This is a genomic window from Acinetobacter sp. YH01005, assembly GCF_013420465.1.
GTDB classification, from domain to species: Bacteria; Pseudomonadota; Gammaproteobacteria; order Pseudomonadales; family Moraxellaceae; genus Acinetobacter; species Acinetobacter amyesii.
The window spans coordinates 94,788-106,421 of the sequence record NZ_VOYA01000011.1 but is presented as its reverse complement, the minus strand read 5'-3'; the positions used below and the strand labels follow the sequence as shown (position 1 = coordinate 106,421).

Genomic DNA, 11,634 nt, shown 5'->3' with positions numbered 1-11,634 from the left:
CATTAAGCACAATGCTTATTAGCACCAGGTCCTCATATGATTAAGTGGATTATCCTGGCGGTCTTTGTCATTTCTGCGTTTTATATCCAGCAACGCGGTAAAGTCCGTCATTCATTTTATCGTCAGTTTTTTGATCATTCGACATTGCTCGCACCGATCAATTTTCTCATGTACATGTTTTCAAAAGTGCCGAGTCAACCCTATATCGACACGCAGCATTTTAAAGATTTAAAAGTCTTAGATGAAAACTGGGAAATGATTCGTGATGAAGCCAAGGCCTTGTATGAAAAAGGGGGCATCAAAGCATCGAGTACTTATGATGACCTTGGATTTAACTCGTTCTTTAAAACAGGTTGGAAACGCTTTTATTTAAAATGGTATGACTCAGCTCATCCTTCGGCTGCTGAACTTTGCCCAAAAACTACGGCCTTGTTAAAAAATTTACCCACTATTAAAGCCGCGATGTTTACTGAGTTGGCGCCTGACAGTCGTTTAGTCCGTCATCGTGATCCCTATGCCGGTTCATTGCGTTATCACTTGGGCTTACTAACGCCAAATGATGACCGTTGTTTTATTGATGTCGATGGTCAGCGGTACTCATGGCGTGACGGCGAGAGTGTGGTGTTTGATGAAACTTATATTCACTATGCTGAAAATAAAACGGATCAGAACCGGATCATTTTCTTTGCAGATGTTGAACGGCCATTAAAGTCAAAGTGGATGGAAGCTTTTAACCATTGGTTTGGTAAAAATGTCATGACTGCTGCAAGTTCACCGAATGAAAGCGGTGATAAAACAGGTGGTTTAAATAAAGTATTTGGCTATGTCTATCAAATTCGCATAAAAGCCAAAGCCTTGAAAAAAACCAATCGTTCACTGTATTACTTTTTAAAGTGGTTCCTGATGTTGGGGCTGTTCTTCCTGATTTTTGTACGTCCATATTTATTTTAAAAGTGGAATAAATATCGAAAAAATGCGCCCTTAGGGGCGTTTTTTTATGCTGACAGTCAGCGAAATATCAGTTATCGTGCAAGCAGAATAAAAATAATCATGCAGAGCAAATCAGCAAAAGCAGAAATAGTGTTAGCCAGAATAAGCCAGAACCAGAATAAGCCAGAAAAAATGTGCCAACAGACGAGGAATATGATGTTGACGTCCAAACTTAAGCCCATGCAAAACCGTTGAGCTGAAAGAAAAGCGTCATCATCAATGATAGCCAAAACCCAAGGGTGAAAACGGTGGAAGCTTTGCATGCAGGCATGAAGACCTACTGCATAGAAACCCTGTGTAAGCGCCTGAAGGGATTGATTTGGTGGGAAGGGTATCCGATTCATGAAAGCAACCAACCAAACATTGATGCATCAAATGCATATTTCGATGCAAGATATAGAACGACGTAAACAGTTGCTTGGCTTGACTGATTTAGAGCTGGCGGAACTGGCTTCGATTGGTGGAATTGTGGCGCCGATCCTCGACAGTATGGTCGATGAATTTTATGAAAATCAGACCTCAATTCCAGAAATTGCAACATTGATTGGTGATCTTGATACCTTGAAGCGTTTGCAACGCGCGCAGCACCAGTATTTATTGGACTTATTTTCCGGGCGCTATGACAGCGCTTATGTGAATAACCGTTTACGGATTGGTTTGGTTCATAAGCGCATAGGTGTAGAGCCGAAGTTGTATCTCTCTGCGGTGCATACCCTAAAGACCATGTTGTTTCGCTTAATTCAGCGAACCTTTAATGATACGGAACAATATCAGCGGATTATTAACATCTTGGAAAAGCTCTTTATGTTCGACACCACATTGGTGGTGGAAACTTATGTGTAGAGTTTGATTAATGAGGTGAAGATCTCCCGTGAAAAAATGGAACAGTATGCGCATGCGCTAGAGTTTCGTGCACAAGAAATGGAAGAACTTTCACAGCGCGATCCATTAACAGGACTCTTAAATGTCCGGCATTTATCGACCTTATTGACCAGTATTTTATATACCGCACAGCGTAATCATGAACCTGTAACAGTAGTGTTTATTGATATCAATGATTTTAAAAAGATCAATGATGAACAAGGTCATCCACGTGGAGATCAGGTACTACAAATGGTTGCTGCGGCCATAAAGTCGGTTGCACGTTCGGATGATCATTGCTTCCGTTATGGCGGAGACGAATTTTGTTTGGTCTTGCCCGGATGTAGTGAAAAGCATGTGGAAGGGAGTTTTATCCCGCGTTTATTAGAAGCAGTGGCTGAAATGGAAGCAGGCTTAAGTTTAAGTATTGGGTTGTGTCAAACAGACCATCAGCAAGGCTATGTAGATGCGATGAGCTTAGTACAACAAGCCGATGCTAAAATGTATCAAGAGAAAAAGAATTATAAACGTTTGCAGGAACAACCCATGTCGAAAGAAGCGTGATCTGAGCCTAGAGAATGTCAAAAATGACAATGGATGAATTGCAAAACTTGAGCTAAATGGGTCTTAATCTTCCTGGAAATAATGTGATAAATACGCTTATTTCCTGCAAAAAAATAAAGCTGAAATAGCAGATGCATCCTTCAAAATCTTGTATAGAATAAAAGCTGTTGATGGGGGATAAGATGCAAGTTTTTCGTTCAAAAAAAGATTGGTGGGTGGTCGCATTTATTATTTGTATGAGTGGCTTGCTCATTCAATTATTACTGACGATGCAAGCTAAAGGTACCATGCAGCAATATCCTGTTCATACCGCCGTGTACGTGTTGACGGTGCTGATTTTATGGTGGCCTTTCAATACGCGTTATCAAATCACGAAAACACATTTGAATATCCGCAGCATGTTTGTGCGTTGGCGTATTCCATTGGTCGAGATTCAGCGCGTTAGTCCAAGTCAGGATTTATCTGCTGCGCCTGCGCTTTCGATTAAACGTTTAAAAATCGAATATGTGCAGGAGGGGAAAGCCAAATTTGTCATGGTTTCACCCAAAGACCAGCAAGCTTTTGCGCAGGCATTGGGCATCAACTTAAGTTGATTATCAATTTGGTTGCTTAAAATCAATAGAAAGCACGCGATCACGTGCTTTTTTATGAATTAAGTTCGTCGGTGATCACCAACTTGTCGTGTTGTGCATCTAAGTGTAATTGAGTTTGTTCAGGATACTGTAAAAAATACATCGCCAAAATTGGCTCAAGTTCTACTCGTATTTTTCGTGCTAAATGTCGTGCGCCATAACGAATATCATGGTTCTGATAAAAATGTGCTTTGGCTGCATCTGTGAGTTTGATACTGCGTTTTTGATGTTGTAGGCGTTGATTAAGTTTTTCCAGTTCAATCTCCACCAAACGGGGCAAGGCATCATCTTGAACGGGTTGATATTGCAGTACACGGTCAATACGGTTAATAAATTCAGGGTCGAATTTACGTTGCATGACTTTTTCAATAATGCTGCTGACCGGCACGCGTTTGAGACAAACCTTCTGTATTTTTTCGGGTAAAAAATTTAACTTATCTAGATATTGCTGTGCCGCTTGTGCACCGACATTGCTGGTCATAAAGATCATACAATTACGAAAGTCGATGGTTTTTGTACCTGAGGTTAGGGTTAATTTTCCGCTATCCAGCACATTCATTAAGCCGCGAAGCACTTCGGTTGACGCTTTTTCCAGTTCATCAAAAAGCACGATGCCCGGTCGGGTATGACTACCTGCAATGGCAACTTCATCAAATAAACTATGGCCTTCTTTAGAACCGACATAGCCCGGAGGCGCGCCAGTAATGGCAGCCGCATAATGTTCCTGTGCGAGCGTGTTCATATCAATACGGCAAAAGGCATCAGGTCGGCCATAAATCACTTCACTGATTAAACGCACAGTTTCGGTTTTACCAACACCTGTCGGTCCAAGCATTAAGGTTACGGAGAGCGGTCGTTCAGGACTGGAAAAATCAGCCTTGACCACATGCAGCATTTTTTCAATTTCGTCTAATGCTGCTTCTTGTCCAATGATCCGTTGCTTTAGGTGTTGCATAACGTCATGCGGTTCAAAATGAAAACGCGGCTTACCCATCAAACGGTTTTTTTCAGCAGTGCTATGCGTCGAAGTTGTCGGGTGTACGACATGGATGGCGGGATTGGCGTTCGTCATGCATCATGTTCCTAAAGCGGGATGTTTTGAGCATAGCAAATTTAGAATTTTGCATTAATAGCTTTTAGCAATCAGATCATTGCTATGAGCAACAATAAATTTGCTGGATTGCTTGAAAATGCAGGTAAAAGCATCACATCATGTCAAAGAGCAATATCGAAGACGGAACAAGGCAAAAGTGAACGAAAACGCACGCGAACATATTGAAAAAATTCTTGCCAATATGACGACTCTACCCGGTGTTTACCGCATGCTGGGTAAAGACGGTGAGTTGCTGTACGTGGGTAAAGCAAAGAATTTAAAAAATCGTGTGTCGAGTTATTTTGTGAAAACCATTGAGCATCCCAAGACACAGGCTTTGGTTGCCCGTATTTATGATATTGAAAGTTTGGTGGTGCGTTCTGAAACGGAAGCCCTATTGCTCGAACAAAACCTGATTAAGCTGCATCGTCCGCCCTATAACATCATGCTGCGTGACGACAAATCCTATGTCTATATTTTTATTTCAGCCGATAAACCCTATCCACGAATTGCCGCAGGGCGAGGCAAAGCGAAGCATCAGGCCGGTAAGTTTTTCGGGCCTTATCCGAGTGCTTATAACGCGCGTGATACTTTGGTGGTGCTGCAAAAACTGTTTAATGTGCGTCAGTGTGAAAATAGCTATTTTTCACAGCGCAAACGACCATGCCTGCAATACCAAATTAAACGTTGTTCCGCGCCTTGTGTGGGGTTGATCTCACCCGAAGATTATAAAGAAGATGTCAATAACTCGATTCGTTTCTTACAAGGCGACACCAAAGAGCTCAATCAAGAGTTAATTGGGAAAATGGAAGCTGCGGCCGAAGCACTCGAGTTTGAAAAGGCGGTGTTTTATCGTGATCGTATGGCGCTGCTGCGTGATGTGCAAACTCAGCAAGCGATTTATAAAGTCAAAGGCGAGGCAGATATCATTGCCATTGCTTATCAAGCCGGTGTGACCTGTGTGCAAATCATGCATGTGCGCAATGGCAAAATGCTCGGCGGAAAGAGTTATTTCCCTGATATGCAGGGTGATGATCTAGGTCAAATGCTCTCGGACTTCATTGCCAATTTCTACTTTCAAGTTGCAGATGAGATTCCAACTGAACTCATCATCAATGTCGATATTCCAGATCGCAAAGACATGGAAGATGCCCTACATCAGCACTTTGATAAAAAAATTCAAATCAAACATAAAGTGCGAGAAACTCGTGCCGAATGGCAAGAGCTTGCACAAATGAATGTGCAGCATGCGATTAAAGGTAAACTGGCTGATCATTTTGAATTGAATGAACGTTTTCATCAGTTAGAACAAGTGGTAGGGCGACCAATTGACAGTATTGAGTGTTTTGATATTTCTCACACTATGGGGGAGGCAACTATCGCGTCTTGTGTGGTCTTTGATGCTGGCGGTGCAAGAAAGCGCGACTATCGCCAATTTTCCATCAATGACATTACCGAAGGCGATGATTATGCTGCCATGCGTCAAGCACTGACCCGCCGCTATAAAAAGCATATGTTGCCCGATTTGCTATTAATTGACGGAGGCAAAGGTCAATTACACATGGCGATGGAAGTCATGCAGGAGCTCGAGCTCGATGCCTTTATGGTCGGGGTGTCCAAAGGCGAGGGGCGTAAACCAGGTCTGGAAACCTTGCACTTTACCGATGGTGAAAAAATCCAATTGCCCGAAGACCATAAAGCCCTGCATTTGATTCAACAGGTTCGTGATGAAGCCCACCGCTTTGCTATTACTAAACATCGAGCGAAACGAGATAAAAAGCGTGGCTCATCGGTACTTGAGGTGATTCCGGGCTTAGGGCCAAAACGTCGTCGGGATCTGTTGACCCATTTTGGTGGCATTCAGGGGGTACTCAAAGCTTCGGAAAATGATTTAAAACTTGTACCGGGATTAGGCGATGTGATGGCGCGCACCATTTATAAAATCCTGCATGAATAGCGCGAACTAAGCCCAATCGATGACGCATCAAGTCTGAATTTGCCAAAATGCTCATTGACGCATGAGTCACTGATCATTCACATCATTTGATTTTTATACAATGATATAAAAATCAAAAATATGATCAGGGATGATGATGTCACTCGCACAGTTGTATCAACATATTGAACACAATGAATGGGTTGAGATTCCAGAAGGATGGTTGCAAGGACGTACGATCTATGGCGGCTTAGTGGCTGGCATGATGATGCACAAAGCCGTTGCCACCATTGCCGATCCGCAGCGACGTTTACTCAGTTGTAATGTGACCTTTGTTGGGCCAGTACAATTGGCGCCCGTGCGTTTAAGTGCTGAAATTTTAAGACAGGGCAAATCCGTCACCACCATCGAAGTTCGACTTTGGCAAGATGATGCCGTACAAAGCATTTTATTGGCGAGCTTTGGTGTTCCACGTGAATCAACTATTGCCGTCAATCAGGAACGTCAAGCACCCGATTTCCCTGAAGTGAGCAGTTTAAAGATCGCCGAACATCATCCACTTGCACCCCAGTGCTTTCAGCAAATGGATTTGGCCTGGGTAGATGGGCAGTATCCGTGTACTGCAAGCAAAAAGCCTGACTTTAGTGGTTGGATGCGTTTTAATCCAGAACGCCACGATAATCGTAAGATGACCGTAGCCGATTTACTGGTCTCGATGGATATGTGGCCGCCCGGCGTGCTGCCTATGTACAAAACCATGGCGCCTGCGAGTTCTTTAACGTGGACATTGACCTATGTACATCCCTTGCAATCAAACTTACATAATTGGTTTAAATATAAAGTATTTACCGACTATGCAGCGGATGGATACGCCACGGAATATGCGCATTTATGGGATGAAAATAACCAGTTGATAGCGATTGCGCGACAGACTGTTACGGTGTTTGCCTAGTGACACTGAGGGGTATTTCGTATAAAGTGAGTGCAACTAACGATGGATAAATCCTCAAATTATTTTGCATTTTCATCGTGCATGAGGGGAAAACTGGGGTGTCTATGACAACAGGTCGAATCCTGAATATTCCTAATATTTTAACATTGGCACGAATTGCTTTAATTCCTGTGTTTTTGTTGGTGGCGTACTGGCCACCTGCAATGGGCGTGGGTGAGCATGCTGCAAGCATGTCACGACATATATTGCTGACTGCTATTTTTGTGATCGCAGCTGTCACTGACTGGTTTGATGGCTACCTTGCAAGAAGTTTAAATCAGACTTCAGCATTTGGACGTTTTCTCGATCCTGTTGCAGATAAACTGATGGTCGCAACTGCGTTGATCGTCTTGGTGCAATGGCAACCGACCATTTCGATGGCCTTTGCAGCGATTGTAATTATTTCACGTGAAATCACGGTGTCTGCCCTACGTGAGTGGATGGCTGAATTAGGCGCGCGTACCAGTGTTGCGGTTTCAACCGTTGGTAAATATAAAACAGCATTTCAGATGATTGCGATTTCAGTGTTCTTGCTAAATTGGCAACCCCTAGAAATGTTGGCGTATGGATTGCTCTATACAGCCGTAGTTTTAACGTTATGGTCGATGTTTATTTATTTAAAAGCCGCATGGCCGTATTTAAAGCAACCTTGATTTAAAGGTAGTTATTAAAAGCTCCGTGATCGGGGCTTTTTTATTGCCGAGTTTTTAGAAAAAATTGAGGGTTTGACTAGTTTGAACAGCGCTTCATTTGATTAGAGCTTGAAGTTAAATGTGAGACGTTAGTGCAAATTTTGGATAAAAAAATTCCCAGATTTTGGGGGAAATCTGGGAAGGAAAATCGGGGTTACTTATCGCTATTATGGAAGATGTTTCCATCTCCTTGATTGCTATTATAGGAAAGCAGATTTAGAAATACATGGAGTTTATTGTAGTGTAATGTTGTGTTTTATTGAGAAATGTATCACAAATTTACATTCAGAATTTTTGATACAAATTGGCCAATAACTTTGGTAGGTTTTGTTTGGATTTAAACGATAAAAGTCGATATATGTAATGGAAAAAATACAATTAACATTATTTAAATAATAAGTTCATTTATTTAAGTTTAAATAAAATTGATCAATGGATAAAAGATTTTCCAGCAATGATGAAGATCATTTCTGAATGAAAGCTTACACAGACGTCATCTTGGTTTTGCGAAAATAGCAGTGCTCCGAAGCAAAAAAGAGTCCTTTCAGACTTTATTTTGAAATTACGCACTTCGCTTGTCTTACGTAATTTTTAGAGCAATAAAAAAGAATCCCCAAGATTGGAGATTCTTTTCAATTCAAGCCTACGAGCAGCATAGCTGCTTGTCTTGCGGCGTGGCAGTACTCCTAAGCACAAAAAAGGGGCCCCTTTGGACTCCTTCATGACATTTGAAGCTACGCGCTTCGCTTGTGTTGCGTAATTTTTAGAGCAATAAAAAAGAATCCCCAAGATTGGAGATTCTTTTCAATTAAAGCCTACGCACAGCATAGCTGCTTGTTTTGCGGCGTGGCGGAGCAGTGCTCCTGAGTACAAAAAAGGAGTCCCATTGGACTCCTTCATGACATTTGAAGCTACGCGCTTCACTTGTCTTGAGTAAAACTTAAAGCAACGCTTTAAGTTTTACTCAGGCTTTAGGCCTTCGGCTTTTTCTAAAGATTCATCATTGCTGAAGAATTTTTCACGTTGCTCTTCAAGGAACTTTTTCGCGTCAGCTTCAAACACGTTTAAACGTTTTTCATTGATCAACGTAGTTTGGTGTTTTAGCCATTCTTGCCAAGCTTGTTTAGATACCGTATCAAACAATTCTTGTCCCTTTGCACCCGGGAATGGTGCAAAGTCTAAACCTTCCATTTCAGCCTGATATTTACGGCAAAAAACTTGTCGAGACATATCAATACTCCATTTAACTTGAAAAAGTTATGCGTAAAGTTTTTCTAAACGTGCATGCGCGCGTTCAATTGCTGCTTCAACTTGAGCAGGTGCAGTACCACCAATGTGGTTACGTGCATTGACAGATGCTTCGAGTGTTAAAGCTTTTTCGAAGACATCGGCCTGAATCAAGTCAGAGAACTGTTGAAGTTGCTCAAGGGTTAATTCTGAAAGGTCTTTGCCTTCTTGAACACCGAGAGCAACTGCTTTACCCACAATCTCATGTGCATCACGGAATGCTACGCCATTTTTAACGAGGTAGTCGGCAAGGTCAGTTGCAGTTGAGAAGCCACGCAGCGCTGCTTCACGCATGATGTCAATGTTTGGTACTAGTGCAGGAATCATGTCGGCAAATGCCATGAGTGAGCCACGAACAGTATCAATTGCATCGAATAGTGGTTCTTTATCTTCCTGGTTGTCTTTGTTGTATGCCAATGGTTGACCTTTCATCAGGGTCAATAGGCTCATCAAATCACCATATACACGGCCAGTTTTACCACGGATCAACTCAGGAACGTCTGGGTTTTTCTTTTGCGGCATGATTGAAGAGCCAGTGCAGAAACGGTCAGGAATGTTCACAAATTTGAACTGAGCCGATGTCCAAAGAATCATTTCTTCTGACATACGTGATAAATGCATCATGATGAGTGATGCCGCAGCATTGAATTCAATACCGAAGTCACGGTCAGACACAGCATCTAAAGAGTTTTCTGCAACGGCTTCAAAACCTAGTAATTCTGCAGTGAATGCGCGGTCGATCGGGTAGGTTGTTCCAGCAAGTGCAGCAGAACCTAAAGGCATGCGGTTGGTACGTTTACGGCAGTCAATTAAACGCTCTGAGTCACGAACCAACATTTCAAACCACGCCATTAGGTGGTGGCCAAAAGTCACTGGCTGTGCAGTTTGTAAATGCGTGAAGCCCGGCATGATGGTATTGGTATTTTTCGCCGCTAAGCCTAGGATGCCTTTTTGTAATTTTTTCAATAATTCTAAAATCGCATCGATTTCGTCGCGAACATACAGACGGATATCGGTTGCAACTTGGTCATTACGGCTACGACCGGTGTGTAGTTTTTTACCTGTAATACCGATACGTTGAGTCAAGCGTGACTCAATATTCATGTGCACATCTTCTAGGTCAATGCGCCATTCGAAGTTACCCGCTTCAATTTCTGCTTTAATGGTGTTTAAGCCATTAATAATATCGTCACGCTCTTGTTCAGTTAGAACGCCAACTTTTGCAAGCATGGTTGCATGTGCAATTGAACCTGCAATATCTTGTTTATAAAAGCGTTGGTCAAACTGTACAGATGCTGTAAATTCAGCAACAAAAGCGTCAGTAGCTTCGGAAAAACGACCGCCCCACATGCCTGAAGTTTGGGCTTGTGACGGATTTGAGGAATTAGAAGATGTGGTCATGTCGGCTCAATAAGATAAAAAGCATAGAACTGAGCAAGAGTATAGCAAATTCGAACCCAGTTGCCGAAGGGCAAGTTGATCAAACTTTTAGACAGGGTTTAGGTCTATGACAATTTCTGTATTTTCAGGAAAAATGGGCCGTTGGCACTATCTGTGGGAGCTGTTTCTTGCGGGCAATATTGTGGCTTTGGTTTTGGTCTTGGCCCAAGCTCAATCGTGGCAAGCCTTAAGTGTTTCCAGTGTCATGCAGCATGTGTTGTTTATTAACTGGATATTATTGGCATTTGCAGCATTTTCAGAGCTTTTGCAGAGCAAGACGCGTGGTTTAAGCATGAAAATGCTCATGTTTAGCGGGTTTGTTTTATTGCAAGCTTTGGTGTTATTCACCACCATAACTTTAAATGTTTTGATCTATTTTGGTGAAAATTTCAGTTTAGCTGGTTTGAGTGCAGACGTTTTAACTGCTGGTGTGGTTTTAAATCTGAGCTATGGGGTATTACTTGGGGCATTTTGTTTTCGATATTTATATTTAAGAGAACAGTGGGGTCGACAACATCATAGTGAATTAAACTCACGCATTCAGGCTATGCAAGCTCGGATTCATCCACATTTTTTATTTAATAGCTTAAACAATGTGATTAGCTTGATTGCGATTGACCCAGATAAAGCGGAGCAAATGCTACTGAATTTATCTCGATTATTCCGTGCAAGTTTTCAAGAATTGAAGTTGGTAAGTCTCAAAGATGAGATCGATCTGTGTCAGCGTTATTTGGCCATTGAACAAATGCGTTTAGGTGATCGGCTTAAGGTGGAGTGGAAACTAGAAGGTACTGAACAATACGCTCAAGTACAAATTCCACTATTAACTTTACAACCTTTATTAGAAAATAGTATTTTTCATGGAGTTGAAAAGATTTTGACAAAGAGTACGATAAATATATTGATTGAAATATTACAAAATCAAATTAATATCGTTATTACAAATCCCTATACACAGGATACAATTAAATTACGTCAGGGGAATGGTATTGCCATCGAAAACGTGAAACAGAGACTTGAGGCATATTATGGTCAGCATGTCACTTTTCAAACCTACGCAGGCGAGGGGATGTATACGACTGTGGTGCAATATCAATATAAATAGAAATCTCAGTTGACCAATAAAAATAAATGACGTTAACGAGATA

General features: G+C 41.8%; 11 protein-coding genes and 1 pseudogene. 8 read left to right on the top strand and 4 right to left on the bottom strand.

The window, feature by feature from the left end; genetic code table 11:
- Positions 1-36 precede the first annotated feature (36 nt).
- Complete coding sequence (gene lpxO, locus FTT72_RS09805) at positions 37-951, top strand: lipid A hydroxylase LpxO (RefSeq protein ID WP_078190472.1); 915 nt, start codon at positions 37-39, stop codon at positions 949-951.
- Positions 952-1,022: 71 nt separating this feature from the next.
- On the opposite strand, the gene FTT72_RS09800 is transcribed toward lpxO, so the two are convergent.
- On the bottom strand, positions 1,023-1,334 hold the full coding sequence (locus tag FTT72_RS09800; RefSeq protein ID WP_180007011.1) for a hypothetical protein: 312 nt from the start codon (positions 1,332-1,334) through the stop codon (positions 1,023-1,025).
- On the opposite strand from FTT72_RS09800, the gene FTT72_RS16305 reads away from it, so the two are divergent.
- From FTT72_RS16305 to FTT72_RS09790, 3 genes are all read left to right on the top strand, one after another.
- A complete protein-coding gene (locus FTT72_RS16305) occupies positions 1,333-1,833 on the top strand; it encodes a protoglobin domain-containing protein (RefSeq protein ID WP_257233418.1) in 501 nt (166 codons plus the stop codon). The genes FTT72_RS09800 and FTT72_RS16305 overlap by 2 nt on opposite strands.
- Before the next feature lie 15 nt (positions 1,834-1,848).
- On the top strand, positions 1,849-2,415 hold the full coding sequence (locus tag FTT72_RS16300) for a GGDEF domain-containing protein (RefSeq protein ID WP_373686912.1): 567 nt from the start codon (positions 1,849-1,851) through the stop codon (positions 2,413-2,415).
- 182 nt (positions 2,416-2,597) lie between these two features.
- Positions 2,598-3,008, top strand: a complete 411-nt coding sequence (locus FTT72_RS09790; RefSeq protein ID WP_180025935.1) for a PH domain-containing protein — start codon at positions 2,598-2,600, stop codon at positions 3,006-3,008.
- 52 nt (positions 3,009-3,060) lie between these two features.
- On the opposite strand, the gene FTT72_RS09785 is transcribed toward FTT72_RS09790, so the two are convergent.
- Positions 3,061-4,119 carry an AAA family ATPase gene (locus FTT72_RS09785; RefSeq protein ID WP_180065789.1) on the bottom strand — a complete coding sequence of 353 codons (1,059 nt, stop codon included), beginning with the start codon at positions 4,117-4,119 and terminating at the stop codon, positions 3,061-3,063.
- 178 nt (positions 4,120-4,297) lie between these two features.
- Between FTT72_RS09785 and uvrC the strand changes: the two genes are divergently transcribed.
- From uvrC to pgsA, 3 genes are all read left to right on the top strand, one after another.
- Positions 4,298-6,097, top strand: coding sequence for an excinuclease ABC subunit UvrC (uvrC, locus tag FTT72_RS09780; RefSeq protein ID WP_180002824.1), 1,800 nt, complete (start codon positions 4,298-4,300; stop codon positions 6,095-6,097).
- A 136-nt stretch (positions 6,098-6,233) separates the two neighbouring features.
- Complete coding sequence (locus FTT72_RS09775; protein ID WP_180178294.1) at positions 6,234-7,028, top strand: thioesterase family protein; 795 nt, start codon at positions 6,234-6,236, stop codon at positions 7,026-7,028.
- A 104-nt stretch (positions 7,029-7,132) separates the two neighbouring features.
- The gene (gene pgsA / locus FTT72_RS09770) at positions 7,133-7,720 is read left to right on the top strand and encodes a CDP-diacylglycerol--glycerol-3-phosphate 3-phosphatidyltransferase (RefSeq protein WP_078190467.1); all 588 of its coding nucleotides are present in this window, start codon (positions 7,133-7,135) and stop codon (positions 7,718-7,720) included.
- A 999-nt stretch (positions 7,721-8,719) separates the two neighbouring features.
- Here pgsA and FTT72_RS09765 read toward each other — a convergent pair.
- Positions 8,720-8,989, bottom strand: a complete 270-nt coding sequence (locus FTT72_RS09765; RefSeq protein WP_078190466.1) for an oxidative damage protection protein — start codon at positions 8,987-8,989, stop codon at positions 8,720-8,722.
- A gap of 27 nt (positions 8,990-9,016) precedes the next feature.
- Positions 9,017-10,447: an argininosuccinate lyase gene (gene argH, locus FTT72_RS09760; RefSeq protein ID WP_171319324.1), complete on the bottom strand. Its 1,431-nt coding sequence runs from the start codon at positions 10,445-10,447 to the stop codon at positions 9,017-9,019.
- Here argH and FTT72_RS09755 point away from each other — a divergent pair.
- A pseudogene (locus FTT72_RS09755) lies at positions 10,438-11,591 on the top strand (sensor histidine kinase). The gene argH and the pseudogene FTT72_RS09755 sit on opposite strands and share 10 nt — an antisense overlap.
- Positions 11,592-11,634: the final 43 nt, after the last annotated feature.